16 protein-coding genes and 2 tRNA genes are annotated in these 23546 nt (G+C 72.7%); 6 read left to right on the top strand and 12 right to left on the bottom strand.

All coding sequences use genetic code 11. From position 1 onward, the window contains the following. The first annotated feature begins 30 nt into the window (after window positions 1-30). Complete coding sequence (locus ACFQBR_RS01450) at window positions 31-2523, top strand: DEAD/DEAH box helicase (protein ID WP_344176365.1); 2493 nt, start codon at window positions 31-33, stop codon at window positions 2521-2523. Between the two features lie 138 nt (window positions 2524-2661). Here the strand turns inward: ACFQBR_RS01450 and ACFQBR_RS01445 are convergent, their stop codons facing one another. Next, window positions 2662-3132 carry a cytidine/deoxycytidylate deaminase family protein gene (locus tag ACFQBR_RS01445; protein ID WP_344176224.1) on the bottom strand — a complete coding sequence of 157 codons (471 nt, stop codon included), beginning with the start codon at window positions 3130-3132 and terminating at the stop codon, window positions 2662-2664. Beyond that, window positions 3129-3914, bottom strand: a complete 786-nt coding sequence (locus ACFQBR_RS01440) for a RibD family protein (protein ID WP_344176222.1) — start codon at window positions 3912-3914, stop codon at window positions 3129-3131. The genes ACFQBR_RS01445 and ACFQBR_RS01440 overlap by 4 nt, the downstream gene beginning before the upstream one ends. 616 nt (window positions 3915-4530) lie before the next feature. Between ACFQBR_RS01440 and ACFQBR_RS01435 the strand changes: the two genes are divergently transcribed. Then, entirely contained in the window at window positions 4531-5418 is an 888-nt protein-coding gene (locus ACFQBR_RS01435) for an SAM-dependent methyltransferase (protein ID WP_267945928.1), read from the top strand. Between the two features lie 224 nt (window positions 5419-5642). Here ACFQBR_RS01435 and ACFQBR_RS01430 read toward each other — a convergent pair. Then, window positions 5643-5715, bottom strand: a tRNA-Asn gene (locus ACFQBR_RS01430). Window positions 5716-5901: 186 nt separating this feature from the next. Further along, window positions 5902-5974: transfer RNA gene (locus tag ACFQBR_RS01425), tRNA-Asn, on the bottom strand. 158 nt (window positions 5975-6132) lie between these two features. Here ACFQBR_RS01425 and ACFQBR_RS01420 point away from each other — a divergent pair. Continuing rightward, window positions 6133-6474 (top strand): hypothetical protein, encoded by a 342-nt coding sequence (locus tag ACFQBR_RS01420; RefSeq protein ID WP_344176221.1) that lies wholly within the window; start codon window positions 6133-6135, stop codon window positions 6472-6474. Next, complete coding sequence (locus tag ACFQBR_RS01415; protein WP_267945930.1) at window positions 6471-6998, top strand: hypothetical protein; 528 nt, start codon at window positions 6471-6473, stop codon at window positions 6996-6998. Before ACFQBR_RS01420 ends, ACFQBR_RS01415 begins: the two co-directional genes overlap by 4 nt. 182 nt (window positions 6999-7180) lie before the next feature. Here the strand turns inward: ACFQBR_RS01415 and ACFQBR_RS01410 are convergent, their stop codons facing one another. From ACFQBR_RS01410 to dnaG, 4 genes are all read right to left on the bottom strand, one after another. Then, window positions 7181-10162, bottom strand: coding sequence for an FAD-binding and (Fe-S)-binding domain-containing protein (locus ACFQBR_RS01410; RefSeq protein ID WP_344176219.1), 2982 nt, complete (start codon window positions 10160-10162; stop codon window positions 7181-7183). Window positions 10163-10427: 265 nt separating this feature from the next. Beyond that, a complete protein-coding gene (locus tag ACFQBR_RS01405; RefSeq protein ID WP_267945932.1) occupies window positions 10428-11759 on the bottom strand; it encodes a glycoside hydrolase family 18 protein in 1332 nt (443 codons plus the stop codon). Between the two features lie 138 nt (window positions 11760-11897). Continuing rightward, complete coding sequence (gene rpoD, locus ACFQBR_RS01400; RefSeq protein ID WP_378551911.1) at window positions 11898-13001, bottom strand: RNA polymerase sigma factor RpoD; 1104 nt, start codon at window positions 12999-13001, stop codon at window positions 11898-11900. Window positions 13002-13087: 86 nt separating this feature from the next. Beyond that, window positions 13088-14974: a DNA primase gene (gene dnaG / locus ACFQBR_RS01395; RefSeq protein WP_344176215.1), complete on the bottom strand. Its 1887-nt coding sequence runs from the start codon at window positions 14972-14974 to the stop codon at window positions 13088-13090. A gap of 159 nt (window positions 14975-15133) precedes the next feature. Here dnaG and ACFQBR_RS01390 point away from each other — a divergent pair, with 159 nt between their 5' ends. Further along, the gene (locus ACFQBR_RS01390; RefSeq protein ID WP_344176213.1) at window positions 15134-16318 is read left to right on the top strand and encodes a hypothetical protein; all 1185 of its coding nucleotides are present in this window, start codon (window positions 15134-15136) and stop codon (window positions 16316-16318) included. After that, window positions 16315-17904, top strand: a complete 1590-nt coding sequence (locus ACFQBR_RS01385) for a vWA domain-containing protein (protein WP_344176211.1) — start codon at window positions 16315-16317, stop codon at window positions 17902-17904. Before ACFQBR_RS01390 ends, ACFQBR_RS01385 begins: the two co-directional genes overlap by 4 nt. A gap of 91 nt (window positions 17905-17995) precedes the next feature. Here ACFQBR_RS01385 and mmsB read toward each other — a convergent pair whose 3' ends face one another. Genes mmsB through arfA form a run of 4 tightly spaced genes read right to left on the bottom strand, consistent with a single transcriptional unit; the run spans window position 17996 to window position 23532 of the window. Further along, the gene (mmsB, locus tag ACFQBR_RS01380) at window positions 17996-19279 is read right to left on the bottom strand and encodes a multiple monosaccharide ABC transporter permease (protein ID WP_344176208.1); all 1284 of its coding nucleotides are present in this window, start codon (window positions 19277-19279) and stop codon (window positions 17996-17998) included. Continuing rightward, a complete protein-coding gene (locus tag ACFQBR_RS01375) occupies window positions 19276-20880 on the bottom strand; it encodes a sugar ABC transporter ATP-binding protein (RefSeq protein WP_344176206.1) in 1605 nt (534 codons plus the stop codon). Before ACFQBR_RS01375 ends, mmsB begins: the two co-directional genes overlap by 4 nt. After that, window positions 20877-21968 (bottom strand): multiple monosaccharide ABC transporter substrate-binding protein, encoded by a 1092-nt coding sequence (chvE, locus tag ACFQBR_RS01370; RefSeq protein ID WP_267945939.1) that lies wholly within the window; start codon window positions 21966-21968, stop codon window positions 20877-20879. The genes ACFQBR_RS01375 and chvE overlap by 4 nt, the downstream gene beginning before the upstream one ends. 40 nt (window positions 21969-22008) lie before the next feature. Next, window positions 22009-23532 carry an arabinosylfuranosidase ArfA gene (gene arfA / locus ACFQBR_RS01365; RefSeq protein WP_344176204.1) on the bottom strand — a complete coding sequence of 508 codons (1524 nt, stop codon included), beginning with the start codon at window positions 23530-23532 and terminating at the stop codon, window positions 22009-22011. Window positions 23533-23546: the final 14 nt, after the last annotated feature.

The following is a 23546-nucleotide window of genomic DNA, read 5'->3' as shown; positions in this document are numbered from 1 at the left end:
GGCAGTATAGAGACTGTGAGTCTCATCGATGTGCTTCCGGCCGAACCAGAACCCGACTCCCTCTTCGAGGCGTTCGCTTTGTGGGCCGAGGAGCGGGGCCTCACCCTCTACCCGCACCAGGAGGAGGCCCTCATCGAGGTCGTCTCCGGGTCGAACGTCATCCTCAACACCCCCACCGGCTCCGGTAAGAGCATGGTCGCCACGGGCGCGCTCTTCGCCGCCCTGGCCCGCGACGAGTGCGCGTTCTACACCGCACCCATCAAGGCGCTGGTGTCGGAGAAGTTCTTCGACCTGTGCAAGATCTTCGGCACCGAGAACGTCGGCATGATGACCGGCGACGCCAGCGTCAACGCCGACGCCCCCATCGTGTGCTGCACCGCCGAGGTCCTCGCCCAGATCGCGCTCGCCGAGGGCGCGAACGCGGACATCAACACCGTCGTCATGGACGAGTTCCACTTCTACGCCGAGCCCGACCGGGGGTGGGCGTGGCAGGTGCCCCTGTTGGAGATGCCGCAGGCGCAGTTCCTGCTGATGTCCGCCACCCTGGGCGACGTCAGCCGGTTCGAGGAGGACCTGGAGAAGCGCACCGGGCGCACCACGGCCGTGGTCGCCTCCGCCGAGCGCCCCGTCCCCCTCTACTACGACTACCGGGTGACCCCGCTGCACGAGACGCTGGAGGAGCTGCTCCGCGACGGCAACGCGCCCGTGTACATCGTGCACTTCACGCAGGCGCAGGCAGTCGAACGCGCCCAGTCGCTGACCAGCATCAACATGTCCACCAAGGAGGAGAAGGCGGCGATCGCGGCGGAGATCGGCAACTTCCGCTTCACGACCAAGTTCGGCCGCAACCTCTCCCGGTACGTGCGGCACGGCATCGGCGTGCACCACGCCGGCATGCTGCCCAAGTACCGGCGCCTGGTCGAGCGGCTGGCCCAGGCGGGCCTGCTCAAGGTCATCTGCGGCACGGACACCCTGGGGGTCGGGGTGAACGTCCCCATCCGCACCGTGCTGTTCACCGCCCTCAGCAAGTACGACGGTGTGCGCGTGCGCCGCCTGCGCGCCCGCGAGTTCCACCAGATCGCCGGGCGGGCGGGACGCGCCGGGTTCGACACGGTCGGCCACGTGGTGGCGCAGGCCCCCGAGCACGTCGTCGAGAACGAGAAGGCCCTGGCCAAGGCGGGCGACGACACCAAGAAGCGCCGCAAGGTGGTGCGCAAGAAGGCGCCCGAGGGGTTCGTCTCCTGGGACGAGGCGACCTTCAACAAGCTCATCGAGGCCGACCCCGAGCCGCTGGCCTCGCGGTTCCGGGTGAGCAACGCCATGCTGCTCAGCGTGATCGCCCGCCCGGGCAACTGCTTCACCGCGATGCGCCACCTGCTCACCGAGAACCACGACGACCGGCCCGCGCAGCGCCGCCACATCCACGAGGCGATCGCCATCTACCGGTCGCTGCTCGACGGCGGCATCGTGGAGACCCTGCCCGAACCCGACGACCAGGGCCGCACCGCCCGGCTCACCGTGGACCTCCAGGCGGACTTCGCGCTCAACCAGCCTCTGTCGACGTTCGCGCTGGCCTCGCTGGACCTGCTGGACAAGGAGTCGCCGACCTACCCGCTCGACGTGCTCACCGTCGTGGAGTCGACCCTGGACGACCCCAGGCAGATCCTCGGCGCCCAGCTCAACAAGGCCCGCGGCGAGGCCGTCCAGCAGATGAAGATGGACGGCATCGAGTACGACGAGCGCATGGAGCTGCTGGAGGAGGTCGACTACCCCAAGCCGCTGGAGGAACTCCTCCACCACGCCTACGACGTCTACCGGCGCGGTCACCCCTGGGTGGGCGACCACCCGCTCCGGCCCAAGACCGTGGCACGCGACATGTACGAGCGGGCGATGAACTTCGTCGAGTACGTCGGCCACTACGAGCTGGCGCGCTCGGAGGGCCTGGTCCTGCGCTACCTGGCCAGCGCGTACAAGGCGCTCAACCAGACGGTGCCCGACGACGCCAAGACGGAGGAGCTGCGCGACCTCATCGAGTGGCTGGGCGAGCTGGTCCGCCAGGTCGACTCCAGCCTGCTGGACGAGTGGGAGCGGCTGACCAACCCCGAGGAGGAGGCCCCGGAGGGGCAGGAGCCCGCCGAGGAGAAGGTGCGGCCGGTCACGGCCAACGCGCGGGCCTTCCGGGTGCTGGTGCGCAACGAGATGTTCCGCCGCGTCGAGCTGGCCTCCCGCCGCCGCTACGGGGACCTGGGCAAGCTGTCCCAGGACGGCGAGTGGAGCGGCGAGGAGTGGGCCGAGGCCGTGGAGGAGTACTTCGCCGAGCACGACGAGATCGGGACCGGACCCGACGCGCGCGGACCGAAGATGCTGCTCATCGAGGAGGAGACCGGGCTGTGGCGCGTGCGCCAGATCTTCGCCGACCCGGCCGGCGACCACGACTGGGGCATCAGCGCGGAGGTGGACCTGGCCGCGTCCGACGCGGAGGGCTACGCGGTCGTGCACGTGGTGGACGTCAACCGGCTGTGACCGTCGAGGGCCCGGGCGGGGTCGCCCCCCGGGCGGCGGTCACGCCGGGGCCGGTCGGCGCCGAGGCCCCCTTGTGACAGGGGAACCGCGCCGCCGACCGCCGCGCCGGCCCCTTTCCCCGCCTGTGGACGGCCCCGGTCAGCCGAGCAGGTGGGCGTTGACCTCCCGGACCCCCTGGGCGAGGTCGGGGCGCTCGACGACGGTCCTGCCCGCCGCCCGGAGCCGCTCGGCGCCGTCGCAGTCGACGAACAGGGCGGGCTCCCGCCAGGCGAACACCACGCGCGGGATCGGTGTGGTGAGGATGAGCGCGCTGCACGCCGTCGGCCGGGAGGCCCGGGAGCTGCACGGCTCCAGCGACGAGTAGAGGGTGGCCCCGCGCAGACGGGGGTCGCCGGGGTCGGTCCCGCGCAGCGCGGCCTCCTCGGCGTGGTCGCGCGGGTCGTCCCTGCGTGAGTAGCCCTCGCCCAGGACCGTGCCGTCCCCGGCGACCACGACGCAACCGACCGAGAAGGCGGTGGCGGAGGGCGGGCACGACCGGGACAGCTCGACGGTCCGGAGGAGCCAGTGCGCGTCCGCGCCGCCCGCGGCCGGCGGCGGCCCGGGGGTCACCGGTCCTCCCCGCGGGTCCGGGGCACGCCCGTCCCGGCGCTCCCGTCCGCCCCGGCCCGTCCTCCCCCGGCCTCCCTCTCCTGCGGGCCGCGGTTGTCGGGGCGGTAGCGCAGGACCGCGACGTCCCCCAGGGCCCTGGCCTCCACGAGGCGCATCGGCGCGGCGGGGGAGTACGGGTAGGCGCCGGGCAGGACGAAGCGCGGCGCGTCCTCCTCCCCCACGAAGAACGGGGCGACCGCCAGCCGGATCTCGTCCACCAGGCCCGACGTGAGGAACATGGTGTGGATGTGGCCGCCGCCCTCCACGAGCAGCCGGCCCACCCCGCGGTTCGCGAGGTCGGCCAGGACGGCCTCGGCGGTGGGCGGGCTTCCGGCGTCGACGACCTCGGCCGGCGGGTCCGAGGCGGGCCTGCCGGACAGGCCGGCCCTGGCGGCGTCCACCCCGGGCCCGCCTGTGTAGACGACCGCACCGGCGTCACCGGTGGAGAAGAACCGGGCCCGGGGGTCGAACTCTCCGCTGCGGGTGACCAGGACCTTGAGCAGGTTCTCGGTGCGGCCCTCCCCGCGTCTGCGCGCGCGCAGGGCAGGGGAGCGTACGAGGAGCCGCGGGTCGTCCGCACGCAGGGTGCCGGCCCCCACGAGGATCGCGTCGCATCCCGCGCGCAACTCGTCCACCTCGGCGAAGTCGGCCTCGTTGGAGAGGCGGAGCCGCTCCGGGGTGGTGTCGTCGATGCGCCCGTCGACCGACATGGCGCAGCTCAGGATGGTGTGGGGACGGTCCATGCCCCCAGGCTAGCGAGACGCCGGTGCCGGGGCGCACCGCCGCGACGGGAGCGGCCGCGCCGCCGCCGGGGCCGGAAGAGGCCATCCGGCGGTTCCGGCGGCGGATCGGGTTTCGGGCCCCGCGCCGGGGGAAGGCCCCCGCCGGGCACCGTGCTCTTTTCGACGACGCAATCCGTTTGCGAAGTGTGCCGTATTCTTCTCCGCCTCCGTTGATTTCCGCAGGCAGTGGGCACGCACGATAAATGGGCGGTCGATTCGTAGTACTAATGCCTTATCCCGGACAGGCCCCGGGGAGCCCTGGACGCCTGCGGCAGTGCTTCCCCCGGGCCCTTCCCGCACGCCTCCGGAGCACCATCAGGATCGGAATCCTCCCGCTGGCCCGCCGGGGCAGGGGTTGTGGGGACCGAGCATCCTCCTTGATTCCTCACATAAAGGACATTACGCATATATGTCCTAGCCAACCCAAGTGTGCCGTAACGTACACGCCCGGTCGACCCGGAGCCACACGGACGCCGTTTTTTACCACCCGAGTCCGTGACTCGGTTAACAACCACGTCAACCAGGAATAGAATCCAGGGGTCGACCAAACTTCCCCACCTCAGACAAGAGGACGGCGATGTCTCGATTCACTTCCCCCGATTTCCTGAGGCAGGCGGGGGGCAAAAACGTCCGGGCCAACCCTCCGCCCGCCGTCGACCTGGCTCGTCCGAGCCTGGCACGGCTCCGCTCCTTCCACCTCAAGGGCAAGGACCACTTCGAGGTCGATCGCGACCTGGCGAGCAGGGCCGAACGCACCGCACCCGGTTTCCAGGACCTGGTCCTGGGTGAACGCGCCTTCCTCCAACGGGCCGTCCGCCACCTCGCCGAGAGCGAGGGAATCCGGCAGTTCATCCAGGTCGGCGCGGGCCTGCCCGCCCCCGGCGACCCCCACCAGATCGCGCAGGAGCACGCGCCGGGCGCACGCGTCCTCTACGCCACCGATGACCCCGTGGTACTGACCCACCACCTGGCCCTGCTCCGCGACGGACACACCACCACCGCGGTGCGGGCCGGCCTGACCACCCCGCGCAGACTCCTGGACGACCCCGAGACCCGGGCGTTCCTCGACCTGGAGCGCCCCGTGGGGCTGCTGCTCACCGGGGTGGTCGCGCACACGTCCGACGCCGACGCCCCGGCCGAGCACATCGCGGCCCTGCGGGACTCCCTCGCGCCCGGCAGCCACATGGTCCTCAGCCACTACTGCCGTCCCGACCAGTCGTTCTTCCCCAAGGACTTCTCCCGGGCCGAACAGCTGGAGAGGGTGTTCCTGGACCGGCTCGGTTCGGGCCGCTGGCGCACGCGCAAGGAGATCGAGGTGTTCTTCGAGGGCTGGGAGGTCCCCGAACCCGGTCTGATCGAGGTCCAGCGCTGGCGCACGCTCCCCGTGGCCCCGCCGGTCCCGGGCTGCTACCAGATGCCGCAGCGCAACCGGCGGCTCATCATCGGCGGCATCGGCAGGATCTGACCGCCTCCGCTCCCCCTGTCCCGCGCTGGAGCCGCCGGCCCGGCAGCGGGAGGGGGCCGCCCCGCAGGGCGGGAGGCGGCGGAGCGCCAGGACGGACCCGTGTGTTTGGTCGACCCCGGCACCGCGCGGCGAGTGTCCGCGGGGACCGCGTCGCGGCGGTCCCCCGGAACGGTCCGTAGAACGGAAGAGGGCCCCTCCCGTGGGAGGGGCCCTCTTCATGTGGGCTCCCGCGATTGGACTCGAACCAATGACCTGCCGGTTAACAGCCGGCTGCTCTGCCAATTGAGCTACGCGGGATCGTGCGCCCCCGCGACCCGCGGGCCGTGGCGACAGGACAAGCCTAGCGCCTCCCCCGGGGTGCTCGCGACGTGTTTTCCGGGCTCCCGCGCCGGGCCGCGTGCCCCGTCCGCCGGGAGTCAGCCACAGGGTCCGGACATGCGGGAAGGGCCCGCCGGATCTCTCCGACTGGCCCTTTCCGATACGCTCCCGCGATTGGACTCGAACCAATAACCTGCCGGTTAACAGCCGGCTGCTCTGCCAATTGAGCTACGCGGGATCGTGCGCCCCCGCGACCCGCAGGCCGTGGCGACACCACTAGCGTAGCGCCCCCGGAGAGTGCTCGTGACCGGTGTCGGCACGTGTGGCGGAGCGGCGACAGGGTAACGTGCCAGGCACGGAACACGCCGATCGTCTCCAAGGTCTGAAGAGGGACCCATGCGCTACCGGATCACGTTCGTCGCCGGACTCGCCATCGGATACGTCCTGGGCGCCAAGGCGGGCAGGGCCCGCTACGAGCAGCTCGCACGGACGGCCCGCAGGGTCGCGGACAGCCCCGTCGTCCAGGAGGTCGCCGGGCTCGTCGGTGCCCAGGTCGGCAACGCGGGTCGCACCGTCTACGACAAGACCGTCGACAAGATGCCGATCACGTCGCTGCGCGACTTCCTCGCCCGGCCCACCGACGAGGAGATCGAGCTCGTCGAGTGGGAGACCAGGGTGTCCAACGGCACCCAGCCCGGGAGCGGGCGCTCCGACGACGACGGGGCGGACCGCCCGTGACACTGTTCCGCCGCGGCGTCCCCGCGGGGGTCCGCGCCGGGCTGGAGCGGGGCGAGCGCGTGCTGGCGCACGCGCCCGTCGCCGTTCCGGCCGGGCGGGACGCCGGCGAGCAGGTGCTCGTCACCACCACGCGCGCCCTGTACCTGCCCGGCGGGCGGGCCGTGCCCTGGGAGGACATCGACCGGGCGAGCTGGACCCCCGACACCTTCAGGTTCACGGAGGAGGGGGCGGGCGAGCACACGGTCCGCCTGCGCTCCGACCCGGCCGCCGACGGCGTCGACTACCGCCGCCTGGCGGAGACCGTCGCCGAGCGCGTCACCGCGACCATCCTGGTCAACCGCTTCGTGCCGTTCCCCGGCGCCGGATCCACCACCGGTTTCCGGCTGGTGGCGCGCCGTCCGCCCGGCGGCGCCGACGTGGACTGGCGCGTCCACCTGGGCGAGGGCGTCGACCCGGACGACCCGCGCCTGTCCGACGCCGTCTCCCGGGCGCTGTCGGCCCTGCACGACCAGATGGGCGTCTAGGACGTGGTCCGCGGGTCGTTCCGGGCTCGCGTCCGCCGGGCTGCCTCTCGCTGCGCCGACCGCGCTCGGACAGCCAAACCCGGGCTGACCTTCGCTACTCGTCTTGCGAGAGATGGCCCAGCGACCGCTCGCGGCGATCGGCGCAAGCGCCGAGCCCGCCGAAAGCACCCACGGACCACACCTTAGGAAGCGCCCTCCGGGGCGGCCCCGGGGCGGGACGGGCGCCGGTCGAGCCCCCGGGCGAGGACCTCTGCCAGGTGCAGGGCCCTGCGCCCCGTTCCCTGCGCGATCTGGGTGCGGCAGCTGTAGCCGTCGGCGAGCACCAGCGTCTCCGGGGCGGCCTCCCGCACCCGGGGCAGCAGCTCGCGCTCCCCGATGGCCCTGGAGACCTCGTAGCGGCCCTCGGTGAACCCGAAGTCCCCCGCGAGCCCGCAGCAGCCCGAGTCCAGGACCTCCCCGTCGATCCCGGCCCTGGCGATGAGCGCGCGGTCGGCGTCGAACCCGATGACCGCGTGCTGGTGGCAGTGCACCTGGGCCAGCGCGGAGGCCGGCACCCGGGGCGGCTGCCAGTCCGACGCGTACTCCTCCAGGAAGCCCGCCAGGGTGTGCACGGACGCGGCCACCCGCTCGCTCTCCGGGCCCGGCAGCAGCTCCAGCAGGTCGTGGCGGAGCGCCGCGGTGCAGCTGGGCTCCAGCCCCACCACCGGCAGCCCCTCCTCGACCAGCGGGGCCAGGGCGCGCACCGCGCGGCGCATGACGGCGCGCGCCACGTCGAGCTGCCCCGTGGACACCCATGTCAGGCCGCAGCACACCTGTCCCCGGGGCAGGACGACGGTGAACCCGGCGTCCTCCAGGACCCGCACGGCGGCGGCGGGCACGCCCGGGTTCATGTGGTTGCCGAAGGTGTCCGGCCACAGGACCACCCTCGGCCCCCCGCGGCGCGCCTCCCCCCGGGCGGCCCGGCGGCGGAAGGCGCGGGTGAAGGTGGTGCGGGCGAACGACGGCAGGTCGCGCTCGGCCGCCACGCCGGCGACCCTCTTCGCCAGGCGGGAGACCCCCGGCAGCCGGGTGGCACGGTCGGCCTCGGCCGGGGCCAGGGCCGCCATCCTCGCCCAGAGCGGCAGCCAGCCCATCGAGTAGTGGGCGGCCGGGCGCACCCGGTTGCGGTAGTGCTGGTGAAGGAACTCGGCCTTGTAGCTCGCCATGTCCACGTTGACGGGGCAGTCGCTCAGGCACCCCTTGCAGGACAGGCACAGGTCGAGGCTCTCGCGCACCTCCTCCGAGCGCCACCCGTCCGTGACGACCTCGCCCCTGGCCATCTCGAACAGCAGGTGGGCGCGGCCCCGTGTGGAGTGCTTCTCCTCCTGGGTGACCTGGTAGCTGGGGCACATGACGCCCGGTCCGGACTGGCGGCGGCACTTGCCGATCCCGGAGCAGCGGCGCAGCGCGCCGGCGGGGTCGCCGCCGTCGTCGCCGTAGGCCAGGGTCGCCCGCGACAGGAGCGGCAGCGGTGTCGCGTCCCGTCCCGGGGACGCCTGCCGGGACGGGACGGTGTCGGCGGCCACCCGGATGTCGGCGTCGAGCGGGAGGGGGTCGACGATGATGCCGGGGTTCATGAGGCCGGCGGGGTCCCAGACGCGCTTGAACTCCCCGAAGGCGCGGATCAGCCCCTCGGGGTACATGCGGGCCAGGAGTTCGGACCGGGCCTGGCCGTCGCCGTGCTCGCCGGACAGGGACCCGCCGTGCCGGACCACCGTGTCGGCGGCCTCCTCCATGAAAGCCCGGTACTCCTGTCGCCCGCGCTCGTGGGTGAGCTCGAAGTCGATGCGCACGTGGAGGCAGCCGTCGCCGAAGTGCCCGTAGACCACCCCGAACCGGCCGTGGCGCTCCATGAGGGCGTCGAAGTCGCGCAGGTAGGCGCCGAGGTTCTCCGGCGGGACCGCCGCGTCCTCCCAGCCCGACCAGGCGTCCGCCCCGGCGGGGGTGCGCTGGGTGAGCCCGGCGCCCTCCTCGCGGATGCGCCAGAGCGCCCTCTGGTGGGCCGGGTCGGAGACGACGCCGGCGTCCTGGGGGCGGGAGGCCCGGGGTAGGCCGGCGAGCATGCGGTCGGCGGCCTCGGCCGCTCCGCCGGGGTCCGGCCCGGCGATCTCCACCAGGAGCCAGGCGCCGCCCTCGGGGAGGGGAACCCGGGCGCGGGAGCCGTGCAGGTCCAGGGCCGCGACCATGCGGTCGTTGATGCCCTCGACGGTGAGCGGGGCGTGGCCGAGGAGGTCGGGGACCGCGTCGGCGGCCGAGGCGGCGTCCGGGTAGCCGAGGACCGCCAGGGCCCGGGCGGGCGGCGACTCGACGAGGCGGACCGTGGCGCCGAGGACGAACGCGCAGGTGCCCTCGGTGCCGACGAGCGCGGCGGCGACGTTGCGGCCCTTCTCCGGGAGCAGCCGGTCCAGGGCGTAGCCGGAGACGCGGCGCCGGAACTCGGGCATGGCGGTGCGCAGCTCGGCCCGGTGCGCGTCGACGAGGCGGGCCAGCGCGGTGTGGATCTCCCCCTCGCGCCCGGGCCGCCGGGTGAGGGCCTCGAACTCCTCCGCGGTGTCGGAGGAGCCGACGGTGAGGCGGGTGCCGTCGCTGAGCAGCAGGTCGAGGGAGACGATGTTGTCGGCGGTGGTCCCCCAGGCCACGGAGTGGGAGCCGCAGGCGTTGTTGCCGACCATGCCGCCGATGGTGCAGCGGCTGTGGGTGGAGGGGTCGGGCGCGAAGGTCAGCCCGTGTTCGGCGGTGGCGGCGCGCAGGTCGTCGAGGATGACGCCGGGCTGCACGGTGGCGGTGCGGGCCTCGGGGTCGATGTGCTCGATGGCGCGCAGGTGGCGGGAGGTGTCGATGACGACGCCGGTGCCGATGGCGTTGCCCGCGATGGACGTGCCGCCGCCCCTGGGGACGACGGGTACGCCGTGCGCCGCGCAGGCGCGGACGGCCGCCACGCAGTCCTCGACGGTCTCGGGCACGACCACCGCGAGGGGGACGCGCCGGTAGTTGGAGGCGTCGGACGTGTAGAGGGCGCGGGTGCCCGCGTCGAAGGAGACCGTGCCCCGGATGCTGCTCTCCAGGTCGCGGCGGAGTCCGGCGACGTCGGTTCGGGCGCTGGTACTGCTGTGCGGGTCGGCCATGGTGCCCAGGGTGGCGCGGCCGGTGGCGGCCCCGCAACCGTGCCGCGCGGATCCGTGTCGGCGGGGGCGGGCCTGCGGGCGGAATCCGCGGGGGACCGGGAACGGCGGCGGGACGGGGCCTCAGGGGGCCGGGACGGCACACGGGCGGCGGACCACGGACGGCGGGGCACGGCCCGGCTCCGGGACACGGGCGGCAGGACACGGGTCCGGGCGGGCGGGACGGGCTGCCCGTCCGCCGCGGCGGGGCCTTCGACCGGGCCGGCGGTCAGCCCCCGAGCGACGCGTCCATGGCGCGCACCAGGGTGCCGTCGGGGTCCATGTCCAGGTTCCACACCATGAGCCCGCCCAGGCCCCGGTCGAGTACGTACTCGCCCTTGAGGGCGATCACGTCGGGGTTGTCGTAGGTCCACCACTCGTCGCCGTCGTGGACCCAGTAGGCGCCGGCCTCCTCGTCCAGGTGGCGGCGCCCCTCCAGCTCCTCCAGGTCGCCGAAGGCCATGGTGGGGCCGTCGTAGTGGTCGTCGGCGGGCCCCTCGGCGGTCTGGCCGCGCCCTCCGTCCCGGTCGGAGCGCACGCCCTGCCAGCCCCGGCCGAAGGCGGGGACGCCCATCACCAGCTTCTCCGGGGGCGCCCCCGCGTCGAGGTAGCGCCGGATCGCGGCGTCGACGCTGTTGGCGTCCGGCTGGGAGGCGGGCGCGAACAGGTTCGAGTGGTGGGCGGTCCCGTCGCTCCACGGCCCGGCGAAGTCGTAGCCCTGCACGGTGGCGAAGTCCACCTGCCCGAAGATCGCGGGGTCGTAGGACCCGCTGGTCTCCGCCGCTCCGGACAGGGACACCGACAGGACGTACTCCTCCCCCGTCTCCGCGGACAGCTCGTCGAGCCGGCGGCGGAACTCGGCGACCAGCAGGGTGAAGTTGGCGGCGTCGTCGGGGTGCTCGACGTTGTCCGGGTGCCCGGCTCCCCCGGGCCACTCCCAGTCCAGGTCGATGCCGTCGAAGACCCCGGCGGCCGCGCCGTCGCCCCCTTGGGGCTCGCCGCCGCGGACCGGGAGGTCGCCCCGCAGCCACAGGTCCACGCAGGAGGCCGCGAAGGCCTCACGGGACTCCTGGGTGCGCGCCGCGACCGAGAAGTGGGTCGACCAGTTCCAGCCGCCCAGGGAGAGGCTGGCCCCCAGGTCCGGGTGGCGTTCGCGCAGCAGGCGCAGCTGGTTGAGTCCGCCCGCGAGCTCCTGCTCGTACTCGTCGGGCTCGCCGCCGACGCTCTCGTCCCCCTCGTACCTGCGCTGGTACAGCTCCCACGGCTGGTCGTGGGTGTCGGGGATGTGGCAGAGCCCCTCCGGGCTGATCGCCCCGAACGCCCACATGAGCCGGGTCAGGCGGTCGGCGGAGCCGCTGTCCTCGAACTCCTTGAGGGTGTATCCGCGGTTGGCCACGTTCCAGTCGGCGAAGTACCCGATGCGCTCGGGGTTCCTCGCGGTCGCGACGGCGAAGAGCCCCGTGACCAGTGCCCCGGCGGTGACGACGGCCCCCAGCGCGAGGAGCGGGGAGCGCCGCCGGGGGAGGTCCGGGGTGTTCGGCTGGTTCGGGGTGGCGGTCACCCCTCGACGTTAGGGGCCGGGGGCGGCGGGCACCGGGGGTTCGGCCCATGTCGGCCACATGAGGCCGTTCCCGCCGCGGCGGGGAACCCTGGGGGCGGCCCGTGCGTTGGTTTTCGGGTCCGGGGTGGCGCGGCGCGGTCAGTCGCCCGTGATGTAGTCGCGCAGGGTGCCGGCCCGGGAGGGGTGCCGGAGCTTGGCCAGGGTCTTGGCCTCGATCTGGCGGATGCGTTCGCGGGTCACCCCGAACTCGCGGCCGACCTCCTCCAGGGTGTGCGGGTGCCCGTCGGCCATCCCGAAGCGCAGCCGGATGATGCGCCGCTCCCGGTCGGACAGGTCGCCGAGGATGGCGTGCAGCTGCTCCTGGAGCAGGGTGAAGGCCGCCGCCTCGACCGGGACGACCGCGTCGGAGTCCTCTATGAAGTCACCGAAGTCGGACTCCTCGTCGCCGATCGGCGCCTGGAGCGACACGGGCTCCCGGGCGATCCGCTGGATCTCCAGGACCCGGTCCCCGACGCATCCGGCGGCCGAGGAGACCTCCGCGGTACTCGGTTCGCGCCCGAGCTGCTGGTGGAGCTGGTGCTGCACCCGGACGAGTTTGTTGATCGTCTCGACCATGTGGACGGGGATGCGGATCGTGCGCGCCTGGTCCGCTATCGCCCGGGTGATGGCCTGCCTGATCCACCACGTCGCGTAGGTGGAGAACTTGAACCCCTTGGCGTAGTCGAACTTCTCAACGGCGCGGATCAGGCCGAGGTTGCCCTCCTGGACGAGGTCGAGGAAGAGCAGGCCCCTCCCCATGTACCGCTTGGCGATCGACACGACCAGGCGGAGGTTGGATTCGATCAGGCGCCTCTTGGCCCGCCCTCCCTCCTCCACGAGGACGGCGAGCTCCTCCGGCGAGCACGCGCCGTCGGCGCACGACCGGTGCTGCGCGTACAGGCCGACCTCGACGGCCCTGGCGAGCTCGACCTCCTGCTCGGCGGTGAGCAGCGGCACCCGGCCGATCTCGCGCAGGTACAGGCGCACCAGGTCCGATCCGGAGCGGCGGGCGCCGTCGGGGGGCTGGGCGGCCTCGTCGGGGTCGGAGACCTCGATGCCGATCCGGGCGAGGTGGGCGACCGTCCGGTCCAGCGACTCCGGCGGCGCGTCCAGTCGTTCCAGGGCCGAGGCGACCTCGCTCCGGCTGACCGCCCCGCCACCGGTGTCGGGGAGCAGTCCGGCCACCTGGCGAATGGGCGGCATTTCGTTGGTCGCAACCGTGGGAGACACCATCCCATTGTGCCCTTTCGGGCACCGGAAAAGGGAGAACTACTATTGTCACCCCGGTGCTACATACCGTCCGCCAACTCGTCCTGGAAGGCACGTTTTTCCTGCTGGAGCGCCATGAGTTCGGTCAATACCCGCTGTTGTTCCTCAACCTGGGAACCCGATCCCAGGCGGGACAGCTCTGACCTCAGGTTTGACTCGCGCCGGTTGATGGAATGAGTTCTGATTGTGCTCAGCATTTGCCGCGCGTAATGCTCGTCGAGTTCTCCGTAGAACTCCACCTGCTCGACCGCCAGCCGGGTGAGGAAATCCCGCTGGGTCTCGTTGGGAGCGGCCTCCCGCAGGGCGCTCACCCACGCGGCGGGGTCGTGCGCGGCGGCCACTCCCCCCGCGGCGATGATGAGCTGGAGCACCGCCTTGTGCTGGGGGACGGTGAAGTCCTCGTCGGTGAACTTGTCGAAGCCGACGGCCAGAGACGGGTACTGGAGGGCGATCTTGAGCGCCTGGCGCTCGCGGAGCAGGGACTGGTCGTTCAGGTTGTACGGGGCGTCCTGCGCGTCGGGGGTGGGAACGGGGCGCGCCGCGGGCGCGGCCGTCCGCCCCTCCTGCACGCCTCCCCGGCGGATGTGCTGGTTGACTCGGCGCAGCACGAAGGACTCGTCCAGGATGCCGAGCCAGCGGTCCAGGTTGGTGCCGTAGAGCCTGCGCACCCCCGCGTTGCGGATGCTGGCGACCACCGGCGCGGCGGCGTCCAGCGCGGCGATGCGGCCCTCGGGCGCGGAGAGGTCGTAGTCCTCGATGACCTTGCGGATCATGAACTCGTACAGGGGCGCGGGGTTGTCGACGAGGTCCGCCACCGCCTGGTCCCCGTGGCGGAGCCGCAGGTCGCAGGGGTCGAGTCCGTCGGGCTGGACGGCCACGAAGGTCTCGGAGGCGAAGCCGTGCTCCTCGGCGAAGGCGCGCACCGCGGCCTTCTGGCCGGCCGCGTCGCCGTCGAACGTGAACACCACCCGGCCGCCCTGGTTGGAGCGGCCCAGGAGCATGCGGCGCAGGATCTTGAGGTGGTCCTCGCCGAAGGAGGTGCCGCACGTGGCGACCGCGGTGGTCACCCCGGCCAGGTGGCAGGCCATGACGTCGGTGTAGCCCTCGACGATGACCGCCTGGCTCTTCTGGGAGATGTCGCGTTTGGCCAGGTCGAGGCCGTACAGCAGCCGCCCCTTGTGGAAGATGGGGCTCTCCGGCGAGTTGAGGTACTTGGGCCCGTCCTCGGCCGGGTCGAGCTTGCGCGCACCGAAGCCGACGACCTCCCCGGTGACCTCGCGGATGGGCCACAGCAGCCGGTTGCGGAAGCGGTCGTAGGCGCCCCGACGCCCCTGGCTGGCCAGCCCTCCCTCGATCAGCTCCTGGTCGGTGAAGCCCTTGCGTCGCAGGTGCGAGGTGAGGTTCTCCCATCCGGCGGGCGCATAGCCCAGGCCGAAGTGCTCGGCGTGGACGCGGTTGAAGCCGCGCTCGTCGAGGAAGCGGCGGGCGGTGACGGCCCCGGCGGTGAGGAGCTGCTCGGCGAAGTACTCCGCGGCGGCGCGGTGCGCGTCGAGGAGGCGCTGCCGTTTGCCCGAGTCGTGCCGCGCCGTGCTGCGGCCGCCCTCCTCGTAGCGCAGGGTGACGCCGACCTGCCGGGCGAGCGACTCGACGGCCTCGGCAAAGCTGAGGCTGTCGATCTTCTGCAGGAAGGAGATGGTGTCCCCGCCCTCCCCGCAGCCGAAGCAGTACCAGAGGTTCTTGGAGGGGGTGACGTTGAAGGAGGGGGACTTCTCGTCGTGGAAGGGGCACAGCCCCTTCAGCGAGCCGCCTCCCGCGTTGCGGAGCTGGAGGTACTCGCCGATCACGTCCGCGATGGGCGCGCGTTCGCGTACGAGCGCGATGTCTTCGTCTCTGATCCGGCCTGCCACGGTCCCCAGGGTAGTTCTCCCCCGGGACGCTCCGACCGCCGTCCGGGGCACCGCGGGTTCTCCCGCCGTCCACGCCCCTGACACCGGGGGGTCGGCTCCTCGCCGGTCGGCCCTGGGAGGGTGCGACCACCACCGGTCCAACCGAGGAGGGACGACGCGGTGCCTGGCATCCCCCATCGGCCCGGCCGCACCAGGACGTTGTTCGTCGTGGCCGCCGGAACAGTCATCGCGGCGCTGCTCGCGGCCATCGGCGTGGTCCTGGTCGACCGCGTCCTCGGGGACCGCCGGCCGGTCGAGGGGATCGTCGGGTCGGAGAAGGTCGCGTTCTTCGAGGACGAGCGCGTCGTGGAGAGGTTCGGCGAGCTGGGGTACGAGGTGCGGGTGCGCCCGCGCGGATCGCGCCTGCTGGCGGAGGAGCCCGGCGACGCGGACTTCGTCTCCCCCGGCTCCCGGCACCTGGCCGAGCGCGCCAGGGAGCTCAACGGGGTCACCGCCGAGTACCAGCCGTTCAGCACCCCGATGGTCCTCCTCGCCTACGAGCCGATGGTCCGGGCCCTGGAGGAGGCCGGTGTCGCCCGGCGGGCCGAGGACGGCGCGTGGGAGTTCGACATGGCGGCCTACCTGGAGCTGACGGAGGAGCGGACCCGCTGGCGCGACCTGCCCGGCGACTCGGTGAGCTCCAGCAACCGCAACGAGGTCCTGATCCGGACCACCGACCCGCGCACCTCCAACTCGGCCGCCATGTACGTGGCCGTCCTCTCCTACCTGCTCAACGGCGAGGAGGCCGTGTCCCCGGGCCCGGTGGACCGGGAGATCGTCGACACGCTCTCCCGGCTCTTCCTCGCCCAGGGCCAGCCCCCCGAGTCCTCGCAGCAGCCCTTCGAGCAGTTCCGGGACCTGGGCGCGGGCCACACGCCGCTGGTGTGGGTCTACGAGTCCCAGTACGTCCACGCCATGGTGGAGGGCCCCGCCCCGGCGGACGGCGTGGTGGTGCTCTACCCGGGGCCGACCGTGTACGCCGAGCACACCGTCGTCCCCCTCACCGGGGCGGGCGACGAGGTCGGGCGCCTGCTCACCGGGGACGCGGAGCTCCAGGCGCTGGCGGCCGGCCACGGGTTCCGCACCGAGGACACCCGGTACTTCCAGGACCTGGTGGACGAGCACGGCCTCTCCGTCCGCACGCAGGTCGCCGACGTGGTCCACCCGCCCGCCTACGAGGCCCTGGAGTCCCTGCTGACCGGTATCGAGGACGCCTACACGAGCAGCGGGATGCGTCCGCCCGCGGACGACGGGGAGGACACGGGCCGCGCCGGCGGAGGCGCGGCGGCGGGAGGGGCGGGATGAGGTTCCCGACGGCTTCCGCGGCGGGCGCCGCGGCCCTGGCCCTGGTCATGGCGGCCGGGGCGTGCACGGTCCCGGGCGGGTCCGCGGACACCCTGAGGGTGCTGGCGGGCAGCGAGATCGCCGACCTGGAACCCCTGCTGGAGGAGGTCTCCGAGCGGACCGGCGTGACGGTGGAGCTGGACTACACCGGCACCCTGGACGGACTCGCCCGGGTGGCCGGGGGCGACACCGACGGGTACGACGCCGTCTGGTTCGGCTCGAACCGCTACCTGCACCTGGACGGGGGCGGCAGGACGGCCGTGCACACCGAGACCCCCGTCATGGTCTCCCCCGTGGTCCTGGGCGTGACCGGGTCGCGCGCGGACGAGCTGGGGTGGACCGGCGGCGCGGAGGTGACCTGGGCGGACGTGAGCAGGGCGGTCGCGGAGGAGGGTCTGACCTACGGGATGACCCACCCCGGCGCCTCCAACTCCGGCTTCTCGGCGCTGATCGGCGTGGCCTCGGCCCTGGCCGACACGGGCACCGCCCTGGAGAGCCGGGACGTGGAGAGGGTCCGCCCGGAGCTGGAGGAGTTCTTCGGGGGCCAGGAGGTCACCGCGGGCTCGTCCGGATGGCTGTCGGAGGCGTTCGAGCGGCGCGCCCGCGAGGGGCGGCCGGTGGACGGCCTGATCAACTACGAGTCGGTACTGCTGTCGCTGAACGCCTCCGGCGCGCTGGAGGAGCCGCTCGCTCTGGTGCACCCCGCGGACGGCGCGGTGACGGCCGACTACCCGCTGACACTGCTGGCGGACCCCTCGGAGGACGCCGTGTCCGCGTACGGGCGCCTGGTCGAGGACCTGCTGTCGGGCCCGACCCAGCAGCGGATCGCCGACGACACGTGGCGCCGCCCGGTCTCCCCGGACGCGGCGCTGCGGGCGCAGGTCCCGCCCCTGGTGGAGCTGCCGTTCCCCGCCCACAGGCAGGTGGTGGACGACCTGGTCGCCGACTACGTCGGCGTCCTGCGCCGTCCGGCGCGCACCGTGTACGTGCTGGACGTGTCGGGGTCGATGGAGGGCGAGCGCATCCGTGAGCTGCGGTCGGCGCTGGTGGCCCTGACGGGGGCGGACGGCGGGTCCCTGGCCCGGCGGACGCAGGCGTTCCAGGAGCGGGAGGAGATCACGCTGCTGCCGTTCGCCACCGAGCCCGGTGAGCCGCGCACGTTCGTGATGGAGCCGGGGTCCGCGGACGCGGTCGCGGAGGACGTGGCGGAGGAGGTCCGGTCCCTGGAGGCCGACGGCGAGACGGCCACCTACGACGCGCTGCGGGAGGCGTACGCGCTGCTGGAGGGCGGTTCCGGCGACCACCTGACGTCGGTGGTGCTGATGACCGACGGCGAGGTGAACCTGGGTTCGGACCTGGAGGACTTCCGGCTCTCCCTGGAGGAGCTGTCGCCGGAGGCGGCGGCCGCGCCCGTCTTCACGGTGCTGTTCGGCGACTCGGACGAATCGGAGATGTCGAGCGTCGCCGAGGTGACGGGCGGCCGGGTCTTCGACGCCCGCGAACAGGACCTCGAACAGATCTTCCGGGAGATCCGCGGCTACCAGTAGGGCTGGCGGGGCGGCGCCCTCGGCCGCTGTCGGCGGCGGCCCGGCGGGGCGCCGTGCGGGGAAGCGGTCCGCTCCCCCGCACGGCGGGTCCTCAGGGCCCCGCGCGGACACCTCCCTCCCCGGACGGGGACGGGTCGTCCGCCTTCGGGCCGGTTCCCCGGGCCGGGCCGCCCGGGGGCCTCACGTCGAGGGTGCGCCCCATGGTGACGCGGCGCTTGTTGTAGATGTCGAACGCCACCGCGAGCAGCAGCACCAGGCCCTTGATGAGCTGCTGCCAGTCCACGCCGAGACCGATCAGCGACATGCCGTTGTTGAGCACGCCCATGACCAGGGCCCCGACCACGGCCCCGACGACGGTGCCCACGCCCCCGGCGGCGGACGCCCCGCCGATGAAGGCCGCGGCGATCGCGTCCAGCTCGAACATGGTCCCCGCGCCCGGAGTGGCCGCGTTGAGCCGTCCCGTGAACACGAGGCCGGCGAGGGCGGAGAGCACGCCCATGTTGACGAACACCCAGAACGTGGTGCGGCGCGTCCTGATCCCCGACAGCGCCGCGGCCTGTTCGCTGCCCCCGACGGCGTACACGCGGCGTCCGGCTGTCGTGGACCGCATGACGAACGAGTAGCCGGCGATGAGGGCGACCAGCAGCAGCCCCACGAGGGGGAGCCCGTTGTACTGGGCCAGCACGTAGGCGAACACCATGATGACCACGGCGGTCACCGCCGAGACCAGCACCGTGACCGCGGTCGGCGCCGTGGGCAGCTCGTGCCTGAGGTCGCGCGCCCGCGAACGCCACTGGATCCACACCACGGCCGCGGCGCCGGCCGCGCCCAGCAGGAGGGTCGGCAGGTGCAGGCCCAGGACCTCGACGTCGGGCAGGAAGCCGCTCGCCATGTTCCGCAGCGAGGTGGGCAGCGGGGCGATGGACTCCCCGCCCAGCACGGCCAGGGTCGCCCCGCGGAAGACGAGCATCCCGGCGAGGGTCACGATGAACGCGGGCACGCGCACGTACGCGACCCAGAACCCCTGCCAGGCGCCGATGAGGGCGCCCAGGAGCAGTGCCGCGGGGACGACCACGACCGTGGGCAGCCCCCACGACGTGAGCATGATGGCCGAGACCGCGCCCGTGAACGCCACCACCGAGCCGACCGACAGGTCGATGTGCCCGGTGACGATGACCAGCATCATCCCGATCGCCAGGATCAGGATGTAGGAGTTCTGCATGATCAGGTTGGTGACGTTGAGCGGGGTCAGCAGCAGCCCCCCGGTGAGGATCTGGAACAGCACGATGATCGCCACCAGGGCGACGGCCATGCCGTACTGCCGCGCGTTCGCCCGTATCAGGGTCGTGGCGAGTGTCAACGGACGGGTGGTCATCGCGGGCTCCTCGGGTCGGTCCGGTCCTGGTCGCCGGTCCGTGTCATGAGTCTCATGAGGGTCTCCTGGTCGGCCTCCTCGCCCGGGACCTCGCCGGTGATCCGGCCCTCGCACAGGGTGAGGATCCGGTCGCACATGCCGAGGAGCTCGGGGAGCTCCGAGGAGATGAACAGCACGCACGCGCCCTCGGCGGCGAGCCTGCGCACGATCAGGTAGATCTCGTACTTGGCCCCGACGTCGATGCCCCGGGTGGGCTCGTCGAGGATGAGCAGCTCGGGGCGCGTGAACAGCCACTTGCCGAGCACGACCTTCTGCTGGTTGCCGCCGCTGAGGGTGCGCACCGCCTGGGTGGTGCCGTGGCTGCGGACACGCATCCGCTCGCTCATGCGCGCCGCCTCCACCGCCTCCAGCCCGGGGTCGAGGACCCCGCGGGAGGAGACCCGGTCCAGGGCCGCCATGGTGGTGTTGTGGCGGATGTCGTCGTCCAGGATGAGCCCGAGCGTCTTGCGGTCCTCGGGGACGTAGGCGACGCCGCCGCGGATCGCGGCGGCCACGGTGCCGGTGTCCAGCTCCTCCCCGTCCTTGGTCAGGCTGCCCCTGACACGGCGCCCGTAGGAGCGGCCGAACAGGTTCATGGCGAATTCGGTGCGCCCCGCGCCCATGAGCCCGGCGAGCCCGACGACCTCCCCGCGCCGCACGGTGAGGCCGACCCCGTCGACCATGAGCCGCCCCGGCTGGGTCGGGTGCGCCACCGTCCAGTCGCGGACCTCGAAGCGTGGCCCTCCGATCTCGCCGACCCGCTCGGGGTAGCGCTGGTCCAGGTCGCGGCCGACCATCCCCCGGATGATGCGGTCCTCGTCGACGGAGGGCGTCCCGTCCTCGCCCCGCTCCACGGCCAGGGTCTCCACGGCGCGGCCGTCCCTCAGGATGGTGATCTCGTCGCTGACCCGGACGACCTCGCCGAGCTTGTGCGAGATGAGGATGCAGGTCACCCCCTCGTCACGGAGCCCGAGGAGCAGGTCCAGGAGCCGGTCGCTCTCCACCTCGGTCAGGGCGGAGGTCGGCTCGTCGAGGATGAGCAGCCGCACCCGCTTGGCGAGCGCCTTGGCGATCTCCACGAGCTGCTGCGCGCCCACGCTGAGGGCCGACACCGGCGTGGTGGGCGCCTCGTCCAGGCCGACCCGCCGCAGGAGTGCGCGCGCCTCGGCGTGGGTGGCCCCCCAGTCGACGACGCCGCGCCGGGCCCTCTCGTGGCCGAGGAAGATGTTCTCTCCGACCGACAGCTGGGGGACGAGCGCCAGCTCCTGGTGGATGATGGCGATCCCGGCGCGCTCGCTGTCGGCGACCCCCGCGAAGGCGCAGGGGTCGCCGTCGACGAGGATCTCGCCGTCGTAGGAGCCCGCCGGGTGGACCCCGCTGAGCACCTTCATCAGCGTGGACTTCCCGGCGCCGTTCTCGCCCATGAGGGCGTGGACGCTCCCGTGTCCGACGCTCAGCGACACACCGTCCAGGGCGCGCACGCCGGGGAACTCCTTGCGGATGTCGCGCATCAGCAGCAGTGGCCTGCCGGTGGGGGCCGGTCGTGTCTGCGTCTCGCTCATTCGAGGTCGGACTCCTCGTAGTAGCCGCTGCCGACCAGTTCCTCCTCGTAGTTGTCGATGTCCACCGACACCGGCTCGAGCAGGAAGGCGGGGACCACCTTGACCCCGTTGTCGTAGCTCTCGGTGTCGTTGACCTCGACGTCCTCCTCGGCGAGGAGGGACTCGACCATGTCGACCGTCTGGGCGGCCAGGGCCCGGGTGTCCTTGAAGACGGTCTGGGTCTGCTCGCCCGCGATGATCGACTTGACCGAGGACACCTCGGCGTCCTGGCCGGTGATGACGGGCAGGGGCCTGTCCCCGCTCCCGTAGCCGACCGCCCTCAGGGACTCGATCACGCCGAGGCTGATGCCGTCGAAGGGCGACAGGACGGCGTCCACCTCCTCGTCGGAGTAGTGGGCGCTGAGGAGGTTGTCCATCCGGGCCTGGGCGACGGCGCCGTCCCAGCGCTCGGTGGAGATCTGGTTCATGGAGGTCTGCCCGCTGCGGACGACCAGCGTCTCGTCGTCGATGTAGGGCTGGAGCACGGCCATCGCGCCGTCGTTGAAGAAGAAGGAGTTGTTGTCGTTGAGCGGACCGCCGAACAGCTCGATGTCGAAGGGCCCCTCCTCGTTCTCCAGGTCGAGGGCGTCGACGATGTAGTCGCCCTGGAGCTCGCCGACCCGGAGGTTGTCGAAGGTGGCGTAGTAGTCGACGTGCTCGCTGTCGAGGATGAGGCGGTCGTAGGCGATCACGGGGATGTCGTTGTCCGCCGCCATGTCGAGGACGTCGCCCAGGGCGGCGCCGTCGATCGCGGCGATCACCAGGACGTCGACGCCCCGGGTGATCATGTTCTCGATCTGGGAGATCTGGTCCTGCACCACGTCCTCGGCGAACTGGAGGTCGGTGCCGAAGCCGCGCTCCTCGAACTCCTCGACCATGTTGGCGCCGTCGGCGATCCAGCGCTCCGACGACTGGGTGGGCATGGAGATGCCGATGGTTCCGGCCTCCCCCTCGGGACGGGCGGCGTCCCCTACGCCGCCGCAGGCGGTGAGCAGGAGCGACGCCCCTATGACTGCCAGGGCCGGGAGGGCCCTCCGGTGGTCTCGCATGTACTGGTTCCTCTTCCTTCCGGTGGGGGGTGGTCGCCGTTCAGCGGCGGCCGGTGGACAGGGTGACGACGGACCAGGAGACGGGGGGCAGCGTGAGGCCGAGCCGTCCGCCCTCCAGGCGCGCGTCCTTGTTGGGCGAGGGGGTGACCCGGTCGGGGTCGGCCATGCTGTTGGCCGCGTAGGCGTCGGCGTCGGCGAGGGTGAGCGCCGAGGTGACGCCGGCCGGGGCGAGTCCGCGCAGGTCGGCGTCGAGGGCGACCGGCTGGTCGACGGAGCGGTTGACGACGAACAGCGCGGCGGCGCCGGTCGCCTCGTCGTGGGTGACGGCGGCGTCGACCACGGGCACCCCGCCGTACCTGGCGGTGTCCTGGAGGGGTGCGGCGACCTCTGCGCGCAGTACCCGGCCGGAGGCGGACGCGGCGGTGAGCGCGAACGGGTGGAAGATGGTCTGCCGCCAGGCCGGTCCGCCCGGCTCCGTCATGATCGGGGCGATGACGTTGGCGAGCTGCGCCTGGCTGGCGGCGGTGACGCGGTCGCTGTGCCGGAGGAGGCTGATGAGCATGTTGCCGACCACGACGGCGTCGGCGACGTTGTACCGGTCCTCGATGACGCGGGGGGCGGTCCTCCAGTCGTCGGCGGGCTGGACCTCGGCCAGCGCCCGGTGGCGGCTCAGGTACCAGACGTTCCACTCGTCGAAGGAGAGCTGGATGCGCTTCGTGTCGCGCAGCCTGGCCCCGACGGCGTCGGCGGTGGAGGCGACCGAGTCGATGAAGTGGTCCATGTCGGCGACCGAGCCCAGGAAGCTGGCCAGGTCGCCGTCGTGCTCCTCGTAGTAGGCGTGCAGGGAGATGTGGTCGACGGCGTCGTAGGCCTCCTCCAGAACGGTGGCCTCCCACGCCCCGAAGGTCGCCATGCCCGAACCTGAGCTGCCGCACACGACGAGTTCGAGATCGCGGTCCGCCATCCTCATGGCGCGGGCGACCTGCGCGGCCTTGCGCCCGTAGGAGCGGGCGTCCAGGTGGCCGATCTGCCAGGGCCCGTCCATCTCGTTGCCCAGGCACCACATGCGGATGTCGTGGGGGTCGGGGTGTCCGTGCTCGGCCCTCAGGTCGGACAGGTGTGTGCCGCCGGGGTGGTTGGCGTACTCCAGCAGGTCCAGGGCCTCCTGGAGCCCCCGGGAGCCGAGGTTGACCGCCATCATGGGTTCGATGCCGAGCCGTCCGCACCACGTCGCGAACTCGTTCAGCCCGAACTGGTTGGTCTCCAGGCTGTGCCAGGCGAGGTCGCGGCGGACGGGTCTGCGGTCCTTGGGGCCGACGCCGTCCTCCCACCGGTAGCCGGAGACGAAGTTGCCGCCGGGGTAGCGCACGGTGGTGACGCCCAGCTCGCGGACGAGGTCGGCGACGTCGCCGCGGAAGCCGTCCGCGTCGGCCGTGGGGTGGCCGGGTTCGTAGAGGCCGGTGTAGACGCAGCGGCCCATGTGCTCGACGAACGAGCCGAAGGTCCGTCGGTGGACCGGGGCGACGGTCTGGGCGGGGTCGGCGGTCAGGGAGGCGTGGAGCATGGGCTTCCTTCGGA

The organism is Nocardiopsis tropica, from assembly GCF_042660575.1.
Lineage (GTDB): Bacteria > Actinomycetota > Actinomycetes > Streptosporangiales > Streptosporangiaceae > Nocardiopsis > Nocardiopsis tropica.
Note: the sequence above shows the minus strand (reverse complement) of the source record. Positions and strands in the feature narration are given on the sequence as shown.

Coding starts and splice junctions, on each gene's coding strand:
- ACFQBR_RS01410 (WP_344176219.1), bottom strand. CDS start 10,162: ATGGCCGACCCGCACAGCAGTACCAGCGCCCGAACCGACGTCGCCGGA.
- mmsB (WP_344176208.1), bottom strand. CDS start 19,279: ATGACCACCCGTCCGTTGACACTCGCCACGACCCTGATACGGGCGAAC.
- ACFQBR_RS01375 (WP_344176206.1), bottom strand. CDS start 20,880: ATGAGCGAGACGCAGACACGACCGGCCCCCACCGGCAGGCCACTGCTG.
- ACFQBR_RS01440 (WP_344176222.1), bottom strand. CDS start 3,914: ATGGACCGTCCCCACACCATCCTGAGCTGCGCCATGTCGGTCGACGGG.
- arfA (WP_344176204.1), bottom strand. CDS start 23,532: ATGCTCCACGCCTCCCTGACCGCCGACCCCGCCCAGACCGTCGCCCCG.
- ACFQBR_RS01385 (WP_344176211.1), top strand. CDS start 16,315: ATGAGGTTCCCGACGGCTTCCGCGGCGGGCGCCGCGGCCCTGGCCCTG.
- ACFQBR_RS01435 (WP_267945928.1), top strand. CDS start 4,531: ATGTCTCGATTCACTTCCCCCGATTTCCTGAGGCAGGCGGGGGGCAAA.
- rpoD (WP_378551911.1), bottom strand. CDS start 13,001: ATGCCGCCCATTCGCCAGGTGGCCGGACTGCTCCCCGACACCGGTGGC.
- ACFQBR_RS01420 (WP_344176221.1), top strand. CDS start 6,133: ATGCGCTACCGGATCACGTTCGTCGCCGGACTCGCCATCGGATACGTC.
- chvE (WP_267945939.1), bottom strand. CDS start 21,968: ATGCGAGACCACCGGAGGGCCCTCCCGGCCCTGGCAGTCATAGGGGCG.